The 20496-nt window shown below is 64.9% G+C and carries 25 protein-coding genes; 11 read left to right on the top strand and 14 right to left on the bottom strand.

What is annotated here, in order from left to right:
* The first annotated feature begins 25 nt into the window (after positions 1-25).
* Positions 26-724 carry a uracil-DNA glycosylase gene (gene ung / locus ACNI3R_RS09405; RefSeq protein WP_426183132.1) on the top strand — a complete coding sequence of 233 codons (699 nt, stop codon included), beginning with the start codon at positions 26-28 and terminating at the stop codon, positions 722-724.
* A 164-nt stretch (positions 725-888) separates the two neighbouring features.
* On the opposite strand, the gene ACNI3R_RS09400 is transcribed toward ung, so the two are convergent.
* From ACNI3R_RS09400 to ACNI3R_RS09350, 11 genes are all read right to left on the bottom strand, one after another.
* The gene (locus ACNI3R_RS09400; protein ID WP_426182444.1) at positions 889-2805 is read right to left on the bottom strand and encodes an asparagine synthase-related protein; all 1917 of its coding nucleotides are present in this window, start codon (positions 2803-2805) and stop codon (positions 889-891) included.
* 24 nt (positions 2806-2829) lie between these two features.
* Positions 2830-2982 (bottom strand): hypothetical protein, encoded by a 153-nt coding sequence (locus ACNI3R_RS09395; RefSeq protein ID WP_426182441.1) that lies wholly within the window; start codon positions 2980-2982, stop codon positions 2830-2832.
* A gap of 200 nt (positions 2983-3182) precedes the next feature.
* Positions 3183-4037: a sulfotransferase domain-containing protein gene (locus ACNI3R_RS09390; RefSeq protein ID WP_426182438.1), complete on the bottom strand. Its 855-nt coding sequence runs from the start codon at positions 4035-4037 to the stop codon at positions 3183-3185.
* Positions 4037-4993 carry a hypothetical protein gene (locus ACNI3R_RS09385; RefSeq protein WP_426182437.1) on the bottom strand — a complete coding sequence of 319 codons (957 nt, stop codon included), beginning with the start codon at positions 4991-4993 and terminating at the stop codon, positions 4037-4039. The genes ACNI3R_RS09390 and ACNI3R_RS09385 overlap by 1 nt, the downstream gene beginning before the upstream one ends.
* 177 nt (positions 4994-5170) lie before the next feature.
* Positions 5171-5323 (bottom strand): hypothetical protein, encoded by a 153-nt coding sequence (locus tag ACNI3R_RS09380; RefSeq protein WP_426182435.1) that lies wholly within the window; start codon positions 5321-5323, stop codon positions 5171-5173.
* A gap of 69 nt (positions 5324-5392) precedes the next feature.
* Positions 5393-5989, bottom strand: coding sequence for a permease (locus ACNI3R_RS09375; protein ID WP_426182433.1), 597 nt, complete (start codon positions 5987-5989; stop codon positions 5393-5395).
* A 343-nt stretch (positions 5990-6332) separates the two neighbouring features.
* Positions 6333-7568 (bottom strand): murein hydrolase activator EnvC family protein, encoded by a 1236-nt coding sequence (locus ACNI3R_RS09370; RefSeq protein WP_426182431.1) that lies wholly within the window; start codon positions 7566-7568, stop codon positions 6333-6335.
* Positions 7558-7992 (bottom strand): 23S rRNA (pseudouridine(1915)-N(3))-methyltransferase RlmH, encoded by a 435-nt coding sequence (locus ACNI3R_RS09365; RefSeq protein ID WP_426182429.1) that lies wholly within the window; start codon positions 7990-7992, stop codon positions 7558-7560. Before ACNI3R_RS09365 ends, ACNI3R_RS09370 begins: the two co-directional genes overlap by 11 nt.
* Positions 7993-8025: 33 nt before the next feature.
* Entirely contained in the window at positions 8026-8415 is a 390-nt protein-coding gene (gene rsfS / locus ACNI3R_RS09360; RefSeq protein ID WP_426183130.1) for a ribosome silencing factor, read from the bottom strand.
* Between the two features lie 14 nt (positions 8416-8429).
* Positions 8430-9074 carry a nicotinate-nucleotide adenylyltransferase gene (locus ACNI3R_RS09355; protein ID WP_426182426.1) on the bottom strand — a complete coding sequence of 215 codons (645 nt, stop codon included), beginning with the start codon at positions 9072-9074 and terminating at the stop codon, positions 8430-8432.
* A 251-nt stretch (positions 9075-9325) separates the two neighbouring features.
* Complete coding sequence (locus ACNI3R_RS09350; RefSeq protein WP_426182424.1) at positions 9326-9817, bottom strand: vgr related protein; 492 nt, start codon at positions 9815-9817, stop codon at positions 9326-9328.
* A 107-nt stretch (positions 9818-9924) separates the two neighbouring features.
* Between ACNI3R_RS09350 and ACNI3R_RS09345 the strand changes: the two genes are divergently transcribed.
* Entirely contained in the window at positions 9925-10548 is a 624-nt protein-coding gene (locus ACNI3R_RS09345; RefSeq protein WP_426182422.1) for a LolA family protein, read from the top strand.
* A gap of 182 nt (positions 10549-10730) precedes the next feature.
* Here the strand turns inward: ACNI3R_RS09345 and ACNI3R_RS09340 are convergent, their stop codons facing one another.
* Positions 10731-11537 carry a sugar phosphate isomerase/epimerase family protein gene (locus ACNI3R_RS09340; RefSeq protein ID WP_426182420.1) on the bottom strand — a complete coding sequence of 269 codons (807 nt, stop codon included), beginning with the start codon at positions 11535-11537 and terminating at the stop codon, positions 10731-10733.
* A 247-nt stretch (positions 11538-11784) separates the two neighbouring features.
* Here ACNI3R_RS09340 and ACNI3R_RS09335 point away from each other — a divergent pair, with 247 nt between their 5' ends.
* The 8 genes from ACNI3R_RS09335 to ACNI3R_RS09300 all read left to right on the top strand — a co-directional run bounded on the left by ACNI3R_RS09335 (position 11785) and on the right by ACNI3R_RS09300 (position 18365).
* The gene (locus ACNI3R_RS09335) at positions 11785-14079 is read left to right on the top strand and encodes a TonB-dependent receptor (RefSeq protein ID WP_426182417.1); all 2295 of its coding nucleotides are present in this window, start codon (positions 11785-11787) and stop codon (positions 14077-14079) included.
* Positions 14080-14081: 2 nt separating this feature from the next.
* Complete coding sequence (locus tag ACNI3R_RS09330; protein WP_426182414.1) at positions 14082-15404, top strand: alkaline phosphatase family protein; 1323 nt, start codon at positions 14082-14084, stop codon at positions 15402-15404.
* A 78-nt stretch (positions 15405-15482) separates the two neighbouring features.
* Positions 15483-15851 (top strand): EthD domain-containing protein, encoded by a 369-nt coding sequence (locus ACNI3R_RS09325; RefSeq protein ID WP_426182411.1) that lies wholly within the window; start codon positions 15483-15485, stop codon positions 15849-15851.
* Positions 15852-15928: 77 nt separating this feature from the next.
* Positions 15929-16291, top strand: coding sequence for a type II toxin-antitoxin system RelE/ParE family toxin (locus ACNI3R_RS09320; protein ID WP_426182408.1), 363 nt, complete (start codon positions 15929-15931; stop codon positions 16289-16291).
* 2 nt (positions 16292-16293) lie between these two features.
* Positions 16294-16614, top strand: coding sequence for an XRE family transcriptional regulator (locus tag ACNI3R_RS09315; protein ID WP_426182405.1), 321 nt, complete (start codon positions 16294-16296; stop codon positions 16612-16614).
* A gap of 80 nt (positions 16615-16694) precedes the next feature.
* Positions 16695-16997 (top strand): YdcH family protein, encoded by a 303-nt coding sequence (locus ACNI3R_RS09310; RefSeq protein WP_426182402.1) that lies wholly within the window; start codon positions 16695-16697, stop codon positions 16995-16997.
* 110 nt (positions 16998-17107) lie between these two features.
* Positions 17108-17539: a hypothetical protein gene (locus tag ACNI3R_RS09305; RefSeq protein WP_426182399.1), complete on the top strand. Its 432-nt coding sequence runs from the start codon at positions 17108-17110 to the stop codon at positions 17537-17539.
* A 145-nt stretch (positions 17540-17684) separates the two neighbouring features.
* Complete coding sequence (locus tag ACNI3R_RS09300) at positions 17685-18365, top strand: superoxide dismutase (RefSeq protein ID WP_426182397.1); 681 nt, start codon at positions 17685-17687, stop codon at positions 18363-18365.
* A 45-nt stretch (positions 18366-18410) separates the two neighbouring features.
* Here the strand turns inward: ACNI3R_RS09300 and ACNI3R_RS09295 are convergent, their stop codons facing one another.
* Both ACNI3R_RS09295 and ACNI3R_RS09290 read right to left on the bottom strand, forming a co-directional pair.
* Complete coding sequence (locus tag ACNI3R_RS09295; RefSeq protein WP_426182393.1) at positions 18411-18830, bottom strand: putative toxin-antitoxin system toxin component, PIN family; 420 nt, start codon at positions 18828-18830, stop codon at positions 18411-18413.
* A gap of 2 nt (positions 18831-18832) precedes the next feature.
* Positions 18833-19093 (bottom strand): ribbon-helix-helix domain-containing protein, encoded by a 261-nt coding sequence (locus ACNI3R_RS09290; protein WP_426182390.1) that lies wholly within the window; start codon positions 19091-19093, stop codon positions 18833-18835.
* Between the two features lie 522 nt (positions 19094-19615).
* Between ACNI3R_RS09290 and ACNI3R_RS09285 the strand changes: the two genes are divergently transcribed.
* On the top strand, positions 19616-20383 hold the full coding sequence (locus ACNI3R_RS09285) for a DUF3800 domain-containing protein (RefSeq protein WP_426182387.1): 768 nt from the start codon (positions 19616-19618) through the stop codon (positions 20381-20383).
* The last annotated feature ends 113 nt before the right edge of the window (positions 20384-20496 follow it).

Raw genomic sequence — 20496 nt, 5'->3', positions numbered from 1 at the left:
GCTCAAGCTGCGCCACACAGCGGCCATGGCCGACATCAAGCTGCACGAGAGCTGGAAGGGACCGCTCTCCCCCGAATTCGAGGCCCCCTATATGGCGGCGCTGCGCCAGTTTCTGATCGAGCAGCGTGCCGAGGGGCGGCGTGTCTTCCCGGCGGCGAGCGAATGGTTTCGCGCGCTCGACCTCACCCCGCTCGACAAGGTGCGCGTCGTGATCCTGGGGCAGGACCCCTATCATGGCCCCGGCCAGGCCCACGGCCTCTGCTTCAGCGTCCGCCCCGGCGTCCCGCCGCCGCCCAGTCTCGTCAACATCTACAAGGAACTGCACAGCGACCTGGGGCTGGAACGCCCGGCGCACGGATTCCTCGAACATTGGGCGCAACAGGGGGTGCTGCTGCTCAACTCGGTGCTGACCGTCGAAATGGCCCAGGCCGCCTCCCACCGCGACCGCGGCTGGGAGACGTTCACCGACGCGGTGATCCGCCTGGTCAACGCGAAGAGCGATCCGGTCGTCTTCCTGCTGTGGGGCAGCTATGCGCAGAAAAAGGCGGCCTTCGTCGACAGCACCGACAAGGGCGGTCGCCACCTCGTCCTTAAGGCGCCGCACCCCTCGCCGCTATCGGCCTATAATGGCTTCTTCGGCTGCCGGCATTTCTCGAAGGCCAACGCCTTTCTGGAGGCGCATGGGATGCCGCCGATCGACTGGGCACTGCCGGCAGTGGGGTGAGGGGAGCGTTAAAGGAGGACATTGCAGGATGGCGCACCCCGTTCGAGGTTGCATCGATGTTCTGGGCCACCCGAATGTCGGCCATTATAGTCTCGCATTGCCTCCGGGGCTTTCTCGACGAGGCTCCGAAACAGATCGCCTTCTGATGAGCAACTAACCGAGGGTCAGCTATTCCCGCCCTCATGCCAAGCGAGGAACCGCGCCATCTCCAGGCCGCGCGTCAACATCTGAAGATACTGGGCCCGTTGCCTCTGCGCCGACACCAGATCGCTCGGCCAGGTTTCCAGCAAAGACTGTAGCCGATCCAGATCCACTACCCGACTTGCCAGCGGCTTGGTGCGAAGCTGGGCGAGGTCCGCCAGCATGGCCGGTCGATGCGCCTTCAGGATACGGAACCAGTCGCCGTTCTGCACGCCCCGAGCCCTGCTTTCGACGATTTCAGGAGGGAGCCGGCCTCGAAGCAGGCGACGGGCAATCGACCGCGTTTCTCCATTTCTCAGAAACTGGTCCGGCGGCAGCGCTCCGAAGAAGTCCACCACACGGCGGTCGGCCAGCGGTAGGCGGTGGTCGATCCCGGTTACGGCGCGTCGGATCGTCTCATCGTCCCGAGCAACCTCATCCTCCCAGACCCAGGCGCGGAGCGCTGTGATGGAGCGGTGGCCGCCGCCCGTGCGCATCCGATAGCGTCCGACGTCGAGCGCTTCTCCCAAACGCAAATCCGCCGCAAATTGCGGGTTGATGGCCGAATGGCTGGCCCAGGGTTCGGACGAGGACTGAACACGGCGCATGCGCCAAGCCAGAGGTTCCAGCGGACGCAATGCCCGCTTGGTTACCTGCCAGGCAGAACGACCCTCGACTTGCGACAACGCCCGGATTTCTCTGGCCAGACTCGCCCAGCGCAGGCCGGTCAGCATCATCGGCAGAAACGCCAGACCGTTCTCGCTGAAATAGGTATTCCCTAATTCTCCGCCAAGGCTGACGTTGCTGCCGAGGCGGGCCATGTGGCGATAGATGGGATAGAACCAGGCGACATTCTGAGGGGCGCGGCTTGGCTTTCCGCCCATCACATATGCGCGGAACGGATCGAGATCGTCTTGCTCTCGTTCGTCGCTTGCCACGCCGTGCCAGTCCAGCGAGGGCAAATGCCCGGCCAAGAGGCGAGCGCGGGGCGATTCGTCATGGTACCGATCCGCAGTTGCTTCCGCGATGGCGCCAGAGGGGATTTTCGTCATCGCCAGATGTCGGCCCGGCGCTAGTTGGCGGGCTGCGCTTTCCACGATGGCGGCACTGTCGAGTCCGGCGGTCAGAAGTTGCGTGACCGGCCCTCGTGCCCGCAGCGCGTCTCCCACCGCCTGGTCGAGGATGTACCGGCCTTCTTCCTCATAGGCCTTGTCGGACGGACGGGTCAGGCTGCCAGGTTCCGGCGATTGCCAGTGCCGCGAAAGTCGCACAGTTTCGCGTGTCACTATAGCGAGATGTGCAATAGGGACACGGGTAATCGCCCGATACAGCGTCCGCGTCGGCGGCCCGAGATTCAGGATGAGGTGATCGGCAATCGCAGCGTCGTCGAGATCGCGGGGGATATCCGGCAGCGCCAACAGGGCACACAGGCGGGTTGAAAAAGCGACGAATCTCTCATTGCGATGCAGGTATAGTGTGCGGCTACCGCAATGGTCGCGGAGCAGAACCAGCCTGCGCCCGGCAGGTTCCCAGATGGCGGCTGCGAAGTCGCCGAGCAGCCGGGAAACACAGTCCGGGCCCCATCGGTCGAACGCCGCCAGAATCAGGGCGCCATCTGGCGAGGAGCCATTTTCCAAGCCCAATTGCCTGGCAAGTTCACGGCGATTATTCAACCGGCAATCGGCGACCAGCCTATTCCCGGAGAGGCCGACCAGAGGCATGCGTTCGGCAAGATCTTCCGGGGTGAAGACATGCTGGCGATGGACGAGGCCGATCGCTCCATCATGCCAGAAACGCGAGGGTCCCACATTGTGACCGTCAAGGCCGGCTGCCATCCGCTTCAGATCGGATTGCGCCACCGACCGATCGTCAAAACGCCACAGGCCTGCAAAATCACTCACGAACGGGTCGGTGCACCTTAAAGATCAGGATTGCGTAAATGTGCCATTTCCGTCGTTGCCCGTGGAAGAGGCGGTATGGGTTTGCTCAACCGGCAAGACCTTGATTTCCGGCTTATTCCAAGGCTCCCGAACTTTAGCCTCGTTCATGGGGTTTTCGGTTTCACTGGTGTGATCCATCAGGTTTCTCCTTCCAGGCAAAGCACTTTGCGCCGGTTCATGTCGAACATCCAGCAAAAAGCCTTTTTTTGGGAAAGGTACGTCCGATGCGATCCGATTCACGGACGTCACCCGCATTTGGATGGCGGCGCGACATTCTCGCAGTGGGTGGGGTAGCGTGCCAAAACACCTTTAAAAGCGCCTTGTTTCAGCGTGAAGCGCTACGGTGATGGTGTGGACAGGGTGCCATCCTCGCCATAGCCAAGGCGCGCCATCATTTTATGATGGTCGCTCCAAAGACGATCGATCTGCATCGGGCTGAGGCTCTGCTTCCAAGCACCCGACCGCCCTTGGCGAAAGAACTTCTTCTGGTCGCGTACACGTTCTCTGAATCCCTGTTGGGCTTCAGCAGCACGCAGACTTTGAAAGGATGTGGCGGTGACAGCGTCTTCCACCAGGGCGGCATTAACAGGAAGCCCAGTGAAGCGGGCCAGAGCGGTCAAGGAGGCAGCTGGTTCCGCCAACATATCTTCATACCGCAAGAGCAACTTTGCACCGGGGGCGTCCAGCCAGGATTGGACATTGGCGGACCAGCTTTCCAGACGCTGAAGGCTGTGGCTGCTTTGATGCATGCCAGCCAGGCCCATGGCGAAATGGGCGCCGCCCATTGCCTTGATCGCGTCATCGAGTTCGACGCCCATATGGTCGGCCCAGGAGGGGGCCACGTCGCGTGGGTCACGGACGATCAGGACCGTTCCCGCGCACGACACAGGGGCGAACAAGGAGGCGGAATAGGCGTCATGGACCTTGAGGAAAGCTGGGCCTGGAGTAGTCTCGGCATATAGTCTGCAGGCCTCCGTACGCATCAGCGACTGTTCCGTCGGCGTCATGTGGCCGAGCGGGAGGTCCAGCATATCTTCCATCCAGCCCAGGGCGGCGGAATTCGGGCACAGTCCGGCGGCCCGGGAAAGATCGGGCAGGCGACCTCCGTTTACCAGGCAGGCAAGCGCGATGCGCACCCATGTGTTCCCGGACTTGGGATAGGAAGCCAGCCAGTGAACGCCGCGCGCCTCCATCAGCCGGCTACGCTTTCCACGAGCGAGACGACCTCTTGCAATGCTTCGAAGCGCTTGGGGTGCAGCAGACGGTAAATGGGCGCCTTTGACACGATCCGCGCCGTCGTTGCGAAAAGCCGCTTATGTTGGCCGAGGGCGGCGGCGACCTTCTGTTGGGGGATGTACGCCTGGATTGCGGGGAAGGCGAAGGCTGGCGTCAGCTTCGTCAAGCTGGCCTGCGTGGCTTCCCCCAATATGACGATGGTGTCGGGTGGCAGCGGTCTCAGGTCGAAGCCTCCCTGCGGCTCGACGGCGTATTTCTCGATCTGGCCGCGTAGCTGCGGCAACCCTGATATGCTGATCGTGGCAGCGTCCAGCGCGCTTCGCCACAGATTGAGACGAGGGAACGCCGGCACGATTTCCAGATGGCGATGCCGGTCACGGATGGCTGTTATCTCGTCGGACAGCACGGGATGCCCGCGTTGATTGAGAGCATGGGCGAGGGTCGACTTTCCGGCCCCCGATGCTCCAGCGATGACGATGGCCTGACCGCCAACGCGTAAAGTTGCGGCGCGCAGCGGGAACACGCCTCGCTGATGACACAGATACCCCAGGACGATGCCGAGGAAGAACAGGTGCCAGCTGCCCGGCTCTTCACGCTTCATAAGGTCAACCGTTACACGAGATCCATCCTCGATGAGGAAGCGCTGGCGATCGGCAATGTTCAGAAGAATGGTGCCCGCAGGATCGACCATGACGTAGCGGCTAAGTCGCTGCGCTCCGCCGAGCCATTCCGGCACGACCCCTTCCTCAACGAATATGTCCGGCGGACGGTCGTCGCCAGCGGGCCAGCGGACCAGTTCCGGGATGGGCAGTGCGCTGTGAACGCGCCAGCCGCACAGGAAATAATCATCATGCATCTTGGTTGCGGCCGGTGTCACGCATTGCTTCTCCGCGCAATCCCAGACGCGCAGCACAACACGTCCTCCGCCCCGCCCTGAAAGGGCAAATGGCCCGCTGGCGCCTTCGGACCGGGGTGCAGGGCGAGGCTGTTGACGTTCGCCCTATTGGCCGTAGCGCGGCCAGCCGGCCGGCGGCCATGAACTCAGGGCGGGGCTGTGGCGTGAGATGTCCGGCTTCTCTTCCCCGGAGCCCTAAATTCTCTGGTCGACGGGGGTGGGGCCGCTCATCGCGCTGGCTGCCTGGTTGCCGCTTGCCCTGAAGCGGCTTCCGCTGTCATTGCCGATCATCTGCATCGCCATCGGCGCAACGATCGTCCTGCACGGACTGACCGTCACGCCCGTCATGCGCTCGCTCGACCGCCTGAACGGTCGCGACCCCTATGACGCGGGTGTAGGCGCGGCTGGTTCCGGACCTCAGGCCGCCCGATCCAGCAGCGGCCCCATCGCCACGATATCCCCCGCGCTGAAGACCATCTGGCCGGGGGTGTCGCCTTCGACGCCGTGGAAGAAGAAGGGGGTACCGAAGCTGCCGCCTTCGACCAGCGCTGCGGCCATGTCGGCGGCTACGGCCATGACGAGATCGACCTGCGCGCTGCCATCGGAGGGGGAGGTCGCGGTCAGCTTCTTCGCCATATAGGTCTCGTACTCGGCCAGGGTCGTTTCCGGGCGGTACAGATAGTTGAGCTCGCGATATGGTTCGCCCGGCCAGGGATAGACGATGTAGCGCATCTCCAGCGAGCGGAAGCCTTTGGGGAATTGCTGGTGCACCACCTGGCACACCGCGCAGTCCTTGTTGGTGAACATGTAGCAAACCCCGTCGCTGGGCGCCTTCGTCGCGGGCTGTCGGATGCTGGGGAGCATCGCCAGCTGGTCCCAGAAGGGGGCCAGTTCTTTCTGAAAATCCGCCTGTCCCGCGATCCCGGCCTTGCCGGCCCGGGCGGCGCCAGCGCGCGTCGCGAGGTAGAGGGCGGGCAGGGCCGCAAGCAGGCCACGTCTGTTCAGCTTCGTCATGTCGCAGGCCTGTCGATCAGTGTGTGCCGAGAGCAGACTAACGTGGATAGGTGAAGCTGAACAGCGGGTGACGAATGTGTCGGGCTGCAGATGTGGTCGGGTCCTCCCCGCTATGGGGAGGCGGACTATCCGGAGATTGGTGGAGGTGGGTGCTGGTCGCGGGTGCGGTGATGTGGGGTGGGTGGATTCCCCTCCACCGGCTGCGCCGGTCCCCCTCCCCGTTCCGGGGAGGAACTTGGCGGGTGGTTGGGGCTGCATGTTGGTTCCTCCCCGGCACGGGGAGGGGGACCATCCGCAGGATGGTGGAGGGGAAGGCGTCGGGTCCCGACGGCCGAAGGGCGGCTTACCGCCCGCCGACGACAGGCAGCAGGTCGACCGGCACGCCCCGGTGTCGCAGCTCGACGGTCACGCGCGGGGCGGCGCCGCCGACGGTGCCGAGCGGGCTGCCTTCGATCAGCTCGGCACCTGTGCGGACATGCAGGCGACCGAGGCCGGTGACCAGCGTCGCCCAGCCATCCTCATGGTCGATGATCACGATCCCGCCATAGCTGCGGAAGGGACCGGCATAGGAGACCCGCCCCGCCGCTGGCGCCACGACCTGGGCGTTGCGCGCTGTGGCAAGGGTGATGCCGCGCGCGCGGACGCCGGACTCGGACACTTCGCCCATGCCGCTGACGATCCGGCCCAGCACCGGCAGCCGATAGCGCGGCGGCTTCGGCACAGCCTGGAGCATGTCGCTGAGCGCCGATGGCGCGGGCAGGCCGGCGCGGCCGGGCAGGGCCGGGCGCAGGCGCGGCCCGTCGAGACTGGCGAGCCGGCTGCGAACGTCGGACTGTTCGCCGAGCTCCTCGATCAGCCCGGCGATGTCACGGGCTTTCTCGCCCATCGCGATCATCCGGTCCTGCTGGCTCATCGCGTCGTCCACCAGCCCCTGCGACTGGCGGCGCTGGTCGGCTTCGAGCCGCGCCAGCGCGCGCTGTTCGATGCGCAACTGTTCCTGCTCATGGCGGAGATCGGCCACCGCCGCATCGGCCTGCCGGCGAAGCGCGTCGGCGCGCTCGACCTCGGCGCGCAGGCCGGCGGTACGGCGACGTATCTCGGGCAGCGCGGTGCCGAGCAGCGAACGGACGTGAATCATGTCGTCGATCGAGCCGGGCTGAACCAGAGCCAGTGCCGCCGGTCGGCGCGCCATCGTCTGCAGCGCGGCGGTGAGCCGCACGATCGGTCCCTGCCGCTCGGCGAGCCTGGCGCGTTGCTGCGTGCGGAGCCGGTCGATGAGCAGGATGCGCGCCTGCGCGGCGGCGATCCGCGCCTCGGCGGCCTGGATGGCGGCCGCGGCGGCGGCCTGTTCGGCGCGAGACCGGTCCGCGGCGCGGCGCATGGCACGGGCCTCGCGTTCGAGTTGCGCGGCGCGGCGTTCGGCCGCTCGCGCCTCGCCCCGCGCGATGCCCATGGCGCGCCGTTGTTCGACGATGGCGGGGTCCGGCTGCGCAGCCGGGGTTGCGCCGGGCGTGGCGATCCCCAGCAGGGCCGCAGCACAGAGGGTCAGGCGAATGCCGCGCGCCCGGTCAGGCGCCACGGCTGCCCTCGCGATGATAAGGGTGCCCCGCCAATATGCTGGTGGCGCGCCACAGTTGCTCGGCCAGCATCGCGCGGGCGAGGAGGTGGGGCCAGGTCGCCTTGCCGAAGGCGATCAACAGGTCGGCGTCCTGGCGCTCGGCCTCCTCGAAGCCGTCCGCCGCGCCGATCATGAAGCGCGCCTCGCGCCGGCCATCGTCGCGCCAGCGACCGAGTGTCTCGGCAAAGGCCATCGAGCCCATTTGCTGGCCCTTCTCGTCGAGCAGGACCAGCATGGTGCCGGGTTCGCGCAGCGGCACGCGGCCGCCGGTATCTGGCAATTCGGTGATCTTCGTCGGCCAGGCGACGCGCTTCATGTAGCGATCGACGAGGTCGGCTTCGGAGCCGCGACCGATGCGTCCGCGCGCGACGATGTGCAGCAGCACCTTCGTTCCCCGCCCGGCCGCGTTACGCCGCGATCAGCCCTGGACCGCGACGGGCGCGGGCGCGTCTCCGAAATTCCACATCCGCTCGAGATTGTAGAAGCTGCGGACTTCGGGGCGGAACAGGTGGACGATCACGTCGCCGGCGTCGATCAGCACCCAGTCCGCCGTCGGCAGGCCTTCGATGCGGACCGCCTTGCCGGTCTCGCTCTTGACCTTGTCGGCCAGCTTCATGGCCATCGAGGCCACCTGGCGGGTCGAGCGACCGGAGGCGATCACCATGTAATCGGCGATCGACGATTTGCCGGCGAGCGGGATCGAGACGGTCTCGATCGCCTGATCGTCGTCGAGGGACTTCAGGATCAGCTGATGCAGCCGGTCCGAAGGGTCTGCATCCTTGGCGCCAGCCGTTCCGGCGGGCCCGATGCTATCTGGGGCGGTCAATGTACCTCCTTGGGAAGCGGCCGGCGGGTCACGCGGTCTCGCAAGCCTTTTTTGTCATGTGAAAGGTGCCAGCCTGGGTCCTTGGCCCGGAGCCGCGTAGCGGAACCGCGATCAGGATAATAGTGCAGCAGCACGAGGGCCGGCGTTCTCCATCTCGTCCAGTCTTTCGCCTTGGCCGCGGGCCGGACGAAGCGCCGTAGCCAGCCCATCGCCTTGGAGGTGCGGGCAGCGGCATCATAACCCGGACGGGCGATCACGGCAATGGTGACGCTGCGGGCTATGCCGCGCCAGTCGCGCCAGCGGTCGAACTGCTCCAGATTATCCGCGCCCATGACCCAGACGAAGCGCCGCCTGGGGTAGCGGCGCACCAGCGCACGGATCGTGTCGGCGGTGTAGCGGGTGCCGAGCCGTGCCTCGATCGCGGTGGGCCGGATCGGCGCCCGCCGGGCCAGTCGTTCCGCCGACGACAGCCGTGCCGATAGCGGCGCCATGTCGCGCGCGCCGGACTTCAGCGGGTTGCCCGGCGAGACCAGCCACCACATCTCGCGCAGCCCCAGCGCGCGCAAGGCGAACAGGCTGATATGGCGGTGGCTGTAATGCGCGGGATTGAAGCTGCCGCCGAGCAGGCCGGTGGGAATCATCGGGAGCGTTTAGCGCCGAGTCCCGAATCACGCCAGCGGAGTCGGGATATTGGATATTCCGTGCAGTACGGGGAGGGCGCTTCTGCATCTCCACCGTCGCTCGCGCGGAGATCGCCGCTTCCCCTCCACCGGCTTCGCCGGTCCCCCTCCCCGTTCCGGGGCGGATCTGTCCTGCGCGACCCAAGGTCCTCCCCGGCACGGGGAGGGGGACCATCCGGAGGATGGTGGAGGGGAAGGCCGGACTTTAACGCCTAGCGCCCACCGCCTGCCGCCATATCAGAGAAAAATGCGGGCGGCAGCACCGCCCGATAGGCGTCGAACGGCGGCTTGCCGGGTCGCGCGACGCCGCGCGAGAGGAGAAAGGCGTCGGCGACGATCTCAGCCTGTTGTTCGATGCCATAGCGGGCGAAGGGCTTTCCCGGCTTCAATGTATAGACATATCGGCAAAAGGGATGCCGCATCAGCGGCAGATACCAGCGGCCGCCGCGTTGGGCTTGCCAGACATGCGTCATCTCATGGACGAACAGCGCCTGCATGGCGATCGTTGCGGATGCATAACAGTCGCGATGGAGCGTGCCTTCGGGGTGGCACCAGAGATGGCCGTCGGGGGCCATCAGAACATTGCGCGGCTGCAGGCGCCACCAGCGCGCCCGGTGGATGCGCACCGGTTCGGGATCGAGAGCGGAGCCGAACACCTCTCCGACGAGTCGGCGTTCTTCCGGGGTCAGGGCACGGGCGGTCATGGATCGCATATAGGAAACCCGAGCGCGTTTCGGGACGTTGCCCCGCTTCATTCCCAATTCAGCGCGGCTCCTCCATAAGCGGCGGCGAAATGACGAGAAGGATAATCATGCGTTCGCTTTCCCGATTCTCGGCCCTGTCCCTGATGCCGGTGGCGCTGGTCGCAGCCGCCCCCGCTGTGGCGGCGCCGTCCGGTGCGCTCGCGGAGGTGTCGTCGCATCTGCGCGGAATCACGACGATGACCGCCGATTTCGTGCAGACCGACCGCAACGGCAAGGCGCTGTCTGGCACGCTCAGTCTGCGCCAGCCGGGCCGGGTGCGCTTCGCCTATCAGAAGGGCGTGCCGCTGCTGATCGTCGGCGACGGCAAGGCGCTGACGATGATCGACTATTCGGTGCGGCAGGTGTCGCGCTGGCCGGTCGGCAATTCGCCCCTGTCAGTGCTGATCGATCCGAGCAAGGATATCAGCCGCTTTGCCAAGGTCATCGATGGTGCCGCGCCCGGCACGACCCTGGTCGAGGCGCGCGATCCGAAACATCCGGAATTCGGCACGATCACCATCGCCTTCGCGCGCGGCAATGGGCCCGGCGGGCTCAAGCTGATGGGCTGGACGGTGGTCGATGCGCAGAACGGACGCTCGACCGTGCGCCTGTCGAATCAGGCCTATGGGGTGCCGATTTCCGACAAGACGTTCAAATGGGACGACCCACGGCCGAAGGGGCCACGCAATTAATGGGTTCGTTCATTTGGGCGACAGCTAAGCTGTCCTAGAACGCCTTTCAGCGGACGCGACCTTCTCGAGATTCCCCCCTGTTGCTCGAGACAGACCATCGCGCCCCGCCTGCGTGACGAACGCCAGGTTGGCCCTCGCTCCCCGCCCCCGGAGCGGGGGCCTTTCCTTTTGCAGCCCGTGGTTCAGCAGGCGGCCAGCCGGTCGAAGAAGGCGCGCGAGGTTTCCAGGAGCCGCGCCGCGCGCTGGTTGAGATCGGGCCAGCCATCGCGCAGCGCCTTGGACCGCTCCTCGATCGCGATCGGCAGTCCTTCGGGCAGCAGCGCCACGATCTCGCGCAGGGGCAGCCCCCCCGTGCCCATCGCCATCCGCCCGTCGAGCGCTTCGACCAATATGCCCTCTGCATCGTCGCGGGCCGGGCCCACCGCAGGCGCGTCGCACAGCTGGATATAGCTGGTCCAGGCGGCGGGCAGCGCCGCGATTTCGTCCAGCGTGCCGCCCGAGCGAGACCAGTGGAGGCTGTCGACCAGCAGCGCACAGGCCGGGTCGTCGATCTCGCGCAGGATAGCGCTCGCTTCGTGGATGGTCTTCACTTCGGTGAACAGGCCGAATTCCAGATTGATGCGGATGCCGTGCCGCCCCCCTGCTTCGGCGAGCAGCGCCAGCTTGTCGCGGGTCGCCCCCCGATCGGGATCGCTGCTCACGCACAGAACATTTTGCGCGCCCAGCGCGGCCCCCACCTCGACGATGCGCAGATGGTCGGGATCGGGCGGGCCAGGCTTGATCCAGACCACCTCGATATCGAGCAGACGCAGCCCGCTATCACCGAGCGCGCGCTTGACCTCGGCGGTGGTCCGATCGGTCCAGTCAGCCGGCTCCATCCACATGCCGCCATAATCGAAGCCAGCCCGCGCCGCCGCCTCGACCAGCTGGAGCGGGGTTGCCTCGGGCATGATGCCCGACGCCATGCAGAGCGGGAAATTGGTGGCCATGGCTGTTCCTCTCGGTCGCCGGTCGCATGCCGGCAGGACGAGACTGTGACCGAGTGGCCGGGACCGCGAAATCGTCACAAAGGACAGGTCCGGCGGTGCTTCATGCCCGCCCGCATTGCGCTGCAGCAAATGCGTTTCGCATCTGCAACCATAGCGTCATCGCACCAGCACGAAGCTGTCGCACGCGGCTCCTAATTGGCCGGCGAACGGGACGCGCACCGCGCGCCGATCGCCAAAGGGGATTCTGATGACCATTCGTACCCAGCTGCTGCTTGCCAGCGCCAGCTTCGCGCTTCTCTCGGGCACCGCTTATGCGGCAGACGCCGCGCCTGCCTCCGCCGACGTCGTTCCCGCCGAAGCCGGTGCGGATGCCGATGCCGAGCCGGGCGAGATCGTCGTGTTCGGCCGCGGCCAGGCGCGCCAGGTTCAGGAGATCAGCCAGGCAGATCTGCGCGTCCAGGCGCCGGGTTCGAGCCCGCTCAAGGCGATCGCCAAGCTGCCCAGCGTCAATTTCCAGTCGGCCGATCCGTTCGGCAATTATGAATGGTCGCAGCGCATCTCGATCCGCGGCTTCAACCAGAACCAGCTCGGCTACACCCTCGACGGCATCCCGCTGGGCGACTTCAGCTATGGCAATGTCAACGGCCTGCACATCAGCCGCGCGATCAGCCCCGAGAATATCGGCACGACTCGCGTGACGCAGGGCGCCGGTTCGCTCGGCACCAACGCGACCAACAATCTCGGCGGCACGATCGAGTTCGTCTCGCGTGCCCCGTCCGAGAACACCGCCGTCGACGTCGAGGCCACCTATGGCAGCGACGAGACCAAGCGCGGCTTCGTCCGCTTCGACACCGGCGGCGACAAGGTGCGCGGCTATCTGAGCTATGGCTATCTCGGCCTGAACAAGTGGAAGGGCGTCGGCGAGCAGAACCAGCATATGGTCAACGCCAAGATCGTCGCCGACATGGGCGGCCCGATCATCAGCGGCACCTTCAGCTTCTCCGACCGCCGCGAGACCGACTATCAGGATCTGTCGCTCGCCATGATCCGCCGTCTGGGCCTGCGCAACGACAATATCGGCAACAACTTCCCGCTGGCGCTGCAGATCGCACAGGTCGCCGCCAATCGCGGCGATACTCCCGTTACGCCGACCAACCCCGCCGCCGGCACCGTCTATCCGGCCCCCTATTTGACCCAGGATGACGTCTATTATGACGCGGCGGGCCTGCGGCAGGACTATCTTGCGGGTCTGACGATCGACGCGCCGTTCAGCGAATCGGTGAACGGCAGCCTGTCGACCTATTTCCACAGCAACCATGGCATGGGCCTGTGGTGGACGCCCTATGTGGCAAGCCCGAGCGGCAGCCCGATCTCGCAGCGCACGACCGAATATGACATTCGTCGCGGCGGCCTCTTCGGCAAGCTCAGCTGGACCCGCGGGCCCAACACGCTGACCGTCGGCGGCTGGTGGGAGAACAACCATTTCCATCAGGCGCGGCGCTTTTATGCGGTGAACCCGGCCACGGCCGACGTGACCGATCATCTGAAGTTCCCGAGCAGCCCGTTCCGGACCGACTGGGACTTCCGCTTCGTCACCCACACCTATCAATATTTCGTCGAGGACCGGGTCGAACTGGGCGATCTGACGCTGACCGCCGGCGCCAAGGGCTTCCGCGTCTCGATCGACGCCAACCCGATCAAGGCGGGCATATTGGCGCAGGGCCGGATCGTGTCGCGCGACTGGCTGCAGCCGTCGGCGGGTGCGGTCTACAAGATCGGCGAGGCCGAACTCTATGCCGGGTTCAGCCAGGTGACCCGCGCCTTCACCGGCGCCTCGACCTCGGGTCCGTTCGCGACGACCCAGGACGGCTTCGACTCGCTCGACGTGAAGCCGGAGACGTCCGACACCTATGAAGCGGGCGTCCGCTTCCGTCATGGCGCGCTGTCGGGAACGGCCGGTGGCTATTATGCCAAGTTCCGCAACCGCCTGCTGTCCTTCTCGAACGGTGCGGGCATCATCGGCAATCCGCCGACGCTGCAGAATGTCGGCGGGGTCGAGTCCTATGGCTTCGAAAGCGCGCTGCAATATCGCCTGATGGGTGCGGTCAGCCTGCTCGCGACCTACAGCTACAATCACTCGACCTATGAGGATAATGTCCTCAACGCCAACGGCTCCATCCGCTCGACGATCAAGGGCAAGACCCTGGTCGACACGCCCGAACATCTGGCGAAGGGCGAGATCGTCTATGACGACGGCGCCATCTCGGCCCGCATCGGTGCCGATTATATGAGCCGCCGCTACTTCACCTACACCAACGATCAGTCGGTCGGCGGCCGGGTGCTGTTCGACGCCTCGGTCGGCTACACCTTCCGCGACGGTTTCCTCGACGGGCTCGAGCTGCGCGCGAGCGCGACCAACCTGCTCGACAAGAAGTACATCGCCACGATCGGCTCGAACGGCTTCGGCGATGCCGGCGACAATCAGACGCTGCTGGCCGGTGCGCCGCAGAGCTTCTTCTTCACCGTGAAGAAGCTGTTCTGATCATGCGGCGGTTCCTGCCCTGGCTGGGCCTGATCGCGGCGGCCGTCCTGCCCGCCGGGGCAGGGGCCGCCCCGCTTCTCCTGATCTCGGTCGACGGGCTGCGGCCCGGCGACGTCGCCCAGGCCGATGCGCGGGGACTGAAGATCCCGGCGCTCCGCAAGCTCGCCGCCGAAGGCGCGCGGGCGAGCGGGGTTGTCGGGGTCCTGCCGAGCCTGACCTATCCCAGCCATACCACGCTGATCACCGGGGCGAGCCCCGCGCGGCACGGCATCTCCAACAACCTGACCTTCGACCCCAGGGGCATCAACCAGACCGGCTGGTACTGGTATGCCGAGGACATCCATGTGCCGACGCTGTGGGAGGCGGCGCACAAGGCTGGTCTCAAGACGCTGAACGTCCACTGGCCGGTCAGCGTCGGGGCGCCGGTCGACGCCAATATCCCGCAGATCTGGCGGACTGGCCATGACGACGACCGCAAGCTGCTGCGGGCGCTCGCCACACCCGGCCTGATCGATGGGTCGCCCGGCGCGATTGCGGCTTTCCCCCAGGGAATCGACGAAAGCGTCGATGCCGATGCTGCCCGTAGCGAAGCGGCGGCGAGCCTGATCGAACGGATCAAGCCGGGTTTCACCACAGTCTATCTCGCCGGCCTCGACCATGTCGAACATGAACATGGCCCCGACAGCCCCGAGGCGCGCGCCGCGCTCGAACGGATCGACTCGATGATCGCGCGGCTGACGGCGGCGGCGGTCGCGGCCAACCCCGATACGATCGTCGCGCTCGTCTCCGACCATGGCTTCCTGCCGGTCTCGACCGACGTCAACCTGTTCGCGCCCTTCCTGCAGGCCGGGCTGGTCACGCTCGAAGGCGGCAAGGTTAAGGACTGGCAGGCAATGCCCTGGCTTGCCGGTGGCGGCGCGGGCGTGGTGCTCGCCGACCGCGACGATGCGGCGTTGCGTGACAAGGTGGCGAAGCTGCTGGCCGGACTAAAGGCGGACGCCCGCCTCGGCATCGCCGCTATCCTCGACCGCGCGGAAATCGTCCGGCGCGGCGGGGCGCAGGAGGCCGATTTCTGGATCAGCTTCCGTCCCGGCTTCGAAACCGGGCGCGATCCCGCCGCCCCGCTGACCGCGCCATCGGTGACCAAGGGGATGCACGGCTATGATCCGGCCTATCCCGAGATGCGTTCGACCCTGATCCTGTGGGGCAAGGCGTTGCCGTGGAAGGGCGATCTTGGCGAGGTCGACATGCGTGCGATCGCGCCGACGCTGGCGAAGCTGATGGGTGGCGCATTGCCCAGCGCCGACCTCCCCCCGATCCGCTGACCTAGCGCAAAGCCGGGTTGCGGCGCGTCCGCTTCGCGCCATCATCGCCCGATCCAAAAAGGACGGGAGAGGTGGCCAATGGCCTATAAGATGGTGACCCTGCTGCGAAAGCGCGATGACCTCAGTCTGGAGCAGTTCCGGCGCGACTATGAGGGGCGCCATGCGCTGCTCGGGCGGCGCGTGCTGCAGGGGCGGGCGATCCGCTATGAGCGGCGCTATATCGAGCCTTTCCTCCCCGACGAGGCGGGGGCCGCAGACCATCATGTCCTGCTCGAAGTCTGGTATGCCGACAAGGCGGCTTGCGAGGCGGCGATGGCCTGGCTGACCAGCGACGCGGTAGCCCGGGAGATCGCCGAGGACGAGGAACGGATCTTCGACCGCTCGGCGACACGTTTTTATGTTGTGGCCGACGAGATCGAGACGCCGGGGATCGCCGATCCGGCTTGAGCGGGGGCCGGCACGGTCTGCATGTATATAGCTTAGAGGCTATGGACATAATATAGCTTTTGGGATATATCGGATCGATGTCGTGGTCGGTGATCACCCATGATGCGTTCGATCCGGAATATGACGCACTGCCGGAGATCGTTCAGGATGAACTTCTGGCGATCCTGCGGCTGCTCTCGCTCTATGGTCCTCGCCTTGGGCGACCTCATGTCGATACGCTCGCTGGCTCACGATATGCCAATATGAAGGAACTGCGGTTTCGGGCCTATGGTGGGGTCTGGCGCGTAGCATTTGCATTTGATCCAGAGCGCAGGGCCATCGTCCTGGTTGCAGGCGACAAGTCTGGGGTGGCGCAGCAACGCTTCTACAAGCGCCTGATTGCTACTGCTGACCTGCGATTTGGACACCATCTGGCGGCTCTGGCTGCAAAGGAGAAATAGATATGGCGCGCACGCTCGACGACATGATCGCTGCCTTGCCGGAAGCGCGTCGTGACAAGGTGGATGCCCGCTCCGCGGAATTGGTTGCCGAGGTGGAAGGGCTCAAGGCTTTGCGGCAGCTGGCTGCGCTCAGTCAGGAAGAAATGGCTGCCACGCTCAACATCAAGCAGCCTTCGGTGCACAAGATCGAAAAGCAGACGGATCTCTATCTCTCGACCTTGCGGCGATATGTCGAGGCAGCTGGCGGTACGCTGGAACTTCGAGTGGAACTGCCCGGCAAAGGCGTTCTGCATTTGACCGGAGTTGGCGACATTCACTCCTGAACCGCTTTCGACCGCAATCGCGCTTGCGCTGCCGATGCTTCGTCGGCGCTCTTCCTCTTGACGCTCCCCGAGCCCGTCCTATGTTGGTCATGCGGGCCGGGCCCCTCTGGCGCTTCCTCGGAAGCGTGATGTCGGACCGCATCGGGTTGTCTCGATGCAGGCCTGGTTTCGACCTCCTACCGTCGCTGCAGCCCGATCTTTCAATCTTCGATTGGAGAGAGGCAATGACGATGTCCGACCGTCTTCATCACCACCACCGGCTGCTGGACGAGCATATCCGCCGCGAGACGAAGCGACGCTTCCCTGATGATGACCGAATTGCGCGACTCAAGCGCGCGCGGTTGCGGGTGAAAGACCGGCTCCATTTTGGAGCGCCCCGCTAGAGGCGGGCCACCCCCACACACCCGGTACCCCTACAACAGAGCCGAAACCGGCGCACCGCGCAGATGATCGCGGGCGCCGGACCGGACGTTCACACATCGAGGAACAGACCATGCTTTCCCTTTTCGCTCTTTCACTCGCCGTCGCCACCGCCACCCCGGCCCATGCCGCGACCCGGACGGTCGACCACGCAGCCGGACCCGTCACCGCCGATTATCGCGGGCACATCCAGGTCCGGCACAAGGAGATCGGCATGGCCGGCCCCGGCGGGCGCCCCTCAACCCAGCGCTGCACCTGGACCGCCAGCCTGTCGGTCGATCGCCAGGCCCAGCACGGGTCCGGCCTGATGGCCTCGCGCAGCTTTTCGACCGAGCCGGTAGCGTCGGGCAGCCGTGCGGGTTCGTGCCAGACCGGCAAACGCGCCATCGCCAAGGAGGTCGCGATGCTGGCCGAGCGGCATGAGCAGCATCTTGCGGCTGCGATGGAGGCCGATCGTCCGGTCCTGCTGGCCGAAATCGACCGGATGACGGCGCTGACCAACTGAGGCCACAGCGTCTCCGAACCGCCGCCGGAATGTTCCTCCGGCGGCGGCGAGCCGTCCGGCGTCATCCCCGCGCTGGCCGATCGTGCGGCTGGTGCGCCCTGCGTATCGGGCTATTCTCTGCCTGTTCCCCTGGAGGAGACATGCCATGTCGATCGATCGCAGGACTCTGATGGCCGCCGGTCTGGTTGCCGGTGCCGCTGCAACGATGCCGCTGGCCGCCGAGGCCCCGGCTCCCGGCTTTGCCCCGCGCCCCTTACCCTTCGATCCGGGCACCATCGCCGGGCTCTCGGCCAAGCTGCTGACCAGCCATCGCGACAATAATTATGTCGGCGCCGTGAAGCGGCTCGGTGCGATCCGACAGGATCTTGCCGCGCTCGACATGGCGACCGCACCGGGCTTCCTGCTCAACGGGTTGAAGCGCGAGGAACTGATCGCGTGGAACTCGATGATCCTCCACGAACTCTATTTCGCAGGGCTCGGTCGGGGCAACCGCCCCGGCGCCGCGCTGTCCGCCGCGATCGAGCGCGACTTCGGCAGTTATGCGCGCTGGTCGGCCGAGTTCGCGGCCATGGGCAAGGCCCTGGGTGGCGGATCGGGCTGGGTGCTGCTGACATGGAGCAGCCGCGACGGACGCCTCGTCAACCAATGGGCCGCCGACCACAGCATGACGCTGGCGGGCGGCACGCCGCTGCTGGCGCTCGACATGTACGAACATGCCTATGCGATCGACTATGGCGCCAAGGCCGGCGCCTATGTCGACGCCTTCATGGCCGCCACCGACTGGACCAACGCCGACCGGTTGTTTGCGCAGGCGGCGCGGGGGTGAGGGGGCTCGGATCGTCGACGAGAAGCATGGCGCCGTTGCTTCGGCCTATCCGCCAATCCCCAACGCCTGAGTAACGTCGGCGGCGGTCACGATACGGCTGCTGCCGTGGCATCGGAGCGCGAGCAGGTCATTTTTGTCACCCGTCACCAGCAGGTCGACCGCTCCCGCCTCGCACAATGCGAGCAAAAAATCGTCCTTGGGATCGCGAGATCGCTCTACGGGCGGCAGCGATTCGGGCAATTCGGCAAGCAACCGGATCTGGTTGATCATCCGGCCTACTTCGGACGGCTTCACAAGCGCGCGGATCTTCTCCCGGCGGCTCACCTCACGCAATTCAGAAAGCTGAGCCTCATGGCTGACCAGCGTGAAGCGTCGCTCCAGCCAGGCGTCAATGATCAGCGCTGGGCGGCCGGCGGGAGATATCAACCCGCTCAGCAAGATGTTGGTGTCGAGAACGACCCGCATCCTTAGCGGCGATGCTCCATCCGGAAGGCGTCACCAAGCTCGGCGAGTTCAGCCTCTACCAGCCGCTCAATATCGTCGATGCTGCAGTCCGCATTTCGGGCGCGCACGTCGCGCACAGTCTCGCGCAGCACAGCGTTGTTGACCGCCTCCTCGACGAATTTTGACAGGTCGCCCTTCTTGCCGCCCCGTGTGGCAAGCAATGTCCTGAGCGCGAGATCGGTCTCGCGCGAGACTTTCAGGCTCCAGCGAGCAAGTTCACCCATATCCCACCCACGCATTGGAATGTTTGTGTGTCTATGCGCTTATAGCGCACATGAAGCGAATCACGCCAGCGCGGGACGATGTTCCTGCGATCGCCAATGCCAGAAGCGGTGATCCTTAAGTTTGGACATTGTTGCGAGCGGCATGATGTGCGCGCCCGCCTGTGAAAGGCGGAAAGCCGAGCGGTTGGCGATAGGGCTGCTTGCCGATTGGCGAGCGCAATCGATAGGGCCATGTTGCCGGGATCGACGGCTAGAACGCCTGTTCACCCCAGCCTCGTCGAACTTGAATCGGTCGCCTTGGAAATTGGGCATTGGGCGGGGAAGCGTGTACCGAGCACTTGAAAAGTTTGGGTAACTTTAAGTCGATAGCGGTCAAGGTTCTAACTCGCTAAGTGAGTCGGAAAATGGCCCTCTCGCAGTTGCTACTTATTTTTAGCCACGGCTTGGGATTGATCGCTCCAGCCATGTGTGGTGGCGAAGTCGCGCTGGACGTGCAACCCTGTCCCTCGAAGGGAGTATGGCTTGCTCACGATCTATCTGGACGACAGCGATGCCGACACGGGGGCCGTGTCCACCATCGCGGGCTACATTGCCGATGAAGATGGCTGGGCACGTTTTGAAGTTGCGGCTGCACAGCTCTGCCAAAATTACGGCGTCAATGTTCTCCACTGCCGCGAGTTCGACGCCAACAAAGGCGACTTTAAAGGGTGGAGCGTTCCGCGCAAGGCAGGTTTCGTTATTGGTATCCGGCAAGCGATGTTTGGAAACATCCACTTCGGTATCAGTCGATCAGTGCCTAAGGACCGCTACAAGGCTCAAAAAGCCCAGTTGCAGCTAGACCACCAATCTGGCGTCTATGGCTACACTTTCAGCACGATTGTGGATGAGCTTTGCAACGGCAATGAAACTCCGTTAGCCGCGCGAGTTAAAGGCGAAGGCGTGGCCTATAAGGTCGAGTCTGGCCATAAAAATAACCCGGAATTGGAATCTATTATCAATTCAAGGTTGCAGGCGGGCACTATAAGCGCCGCATCCTCCATAGAATTTGTAGAGAAAGATGCGTGTCGTGCTATTCAGATAGCCGACCTTTACGCGTTCTATTCGCGCCGAAAGGCCAATAAATGGTACAAATCCAAGGGCAAGTTGCAGTATTTTCCTGATCTGCACGGGCTACATATCCAGCCGTATCTCAACCATCATACCGGGCTGATCGAAGAGCCTTATCGGGAAGCTACCGTCGAGAAATCGGGCATGAAGTTTCAAATCAAGGGCTTGGCTACTCCGATTTAGGCAATCCCCGATCGGCTGCAACGGTTCGAGATGAAGCGAAGGCTGCCAGTGTCTTGGCCAAAAATGTAGTTATCAGCCTCCATCACCGACCTGTGGCTCAGCTGTTCCACGAT

The sequence above is a fragment of the Rhizorhabdus antheiae genome, from assembly GCF_049889055.1.
Taxonomy (GTDB): domain Bacteria; phylum Pseudomonadota; class Alphaproteobacteria; order Sphingomonadales; family Sphingomonadaceae; genus Rhizorhabdus.
Note: the sequence above shows the minus strand (reverse complement) of the source record. Positions and strands in the feature narration are given on the sequence as shown.

Bases quoted from the DNA above. Each gene is read 5' to 3' on its own strand.
- ACNI3R_RS09395 (WP_426182441.1), bottom strand. From the start codon at position 2,982: ATGGATCACACCAGTGAAACCGAAAACCCCATGAACGAGGCTAAAGTT.
- ACNI3R_RS09375 (WP_426182433.1), bottom strand. From the start codon at position 5,989: ATGACGAAGCTGAACAGACGTGGCCTGCTTGCGGCCCTGCCCGCCCTC.
- ACNI3R_RS09345 (WP_426182422.1), top strand. From the start codon at position 9,925: ATGCGTTCGCTTTCCCGATTCTCGGCCCTGTCCCTGATGCCGGTGGCG.
- ACNI3R_RS09300 (WP_426182397.1), top strand. From the start codon at position 17,685: ATGTCGATCGATCGCAGGACTCTGATGGCCGCCGGTCTGGTTGCCGGT.
- ACNI3R_RS09295 (WP_426182393.1), bottom strand. From the start codon at position 18,830: ATGCGGGTCGTTCTCGACACCAACATCTTGCTGAGCGGGTTGATATCT.
- ACNI3R_RS09340 (WP_426182420.1), bottom strand. From the start codon at position 11,537: ATGGCCACCAATTTCCCGCTCTGCATGGCGTCGGGCATCATGCCCGAG.
- ACNI3R_RS09355 (WP_426182426.1), bottom strand. From the start codon at position 9,074: ATGATTCCCACCGGCCTGCTCGGCGGCAGCTTCAATCCCGCGCATTAC.
- ACNI3R_RS09290 (WP_426182390.1), bottom strand. From the start codon at position 19,093: ATGGGTGAACTTGCTCGCTGGAGCCTGAAAGTCTCGCGCGAGACCGAT.
- ung (WP_426183132.1), top strand. From the start codon at position 26: ATGGCCGACATCAAGCTGCACGAGAGCTGGAAGGGACCGCTCTCCCCC.
- ACNI3R_RS09320 (WP_426182408.1), top strand. From the start codon at position 15,929: ATGTCGTGGTCGGTGATCACCCATGATGCGTTCGATCCGGAATATGAC.
- ACNI3R_RS09305 (WP_426182399.1), top strand. From the start codon at position 17,108: ATGCTTTCCCTTTTCGCTCTTTCACTCGCCGTCGCCACCGCCACCCCG.
- ACNI3R_RS09390 (WP_426182438.1), bottom strand. From the start codon at position 4,037: ATGGAGGCGCGCGGCGTTCACTGGCTGGCTTCCTATCCCAAGTCCGGG.
- ACNI3R_RS09380 (WP_426182435.1), bottom strand. From the start codon at position 5,323: ATGACGGGCGTGACGGTCAGTCCGTGCAGGACGATCGTTGCGCCGATG.
- ACNI3R_RS09330 (WP_426182414.1), top strand. From the start codon at position 14,082: ATGCGGCGGTTCCTGCCCTGGCTGGGCCTGATCGCGGCGGCCGTCCTG.
- ACNI3R_RS09325 (WP_426182411.1), top strand. From the start codon at position 15,483: ATGGCCTATAAGATGGTGACCCTGCTGCGAAAGCGCGATGACCTCAGT.
- ACNI3R_RS09335 (WP_426182417.1), top strand. From the start codon at position 11,785: ATGACCATTCGTACCCAGCTGCTGCTTGCCAGCGCCAGCTTCGCGCTT.
- ACNI3R_RS09350 (WP_426182424.1), bottom strand. From the start codon at position 9,817: ATGACCGCCCGTGCCCTGACCCCGGAAGAACGCCGACTCGTCGGAGAG.
- ACNI3R_RS09315 (WP_426182405.1), top strand. From the start codon at position 16,294: ATGGCGCGCACGCTCGACGACATGATCGCTGCCTTGCCGGAAGCGCGT.
- ACNI3R_RS09310 (WP_426182402.1), top strand. From the start codon at position 16,695: ATGTTGGTCATGCGGGCCGGGCCCCTCTGGCGCTTCCTCGGAAGCGTG.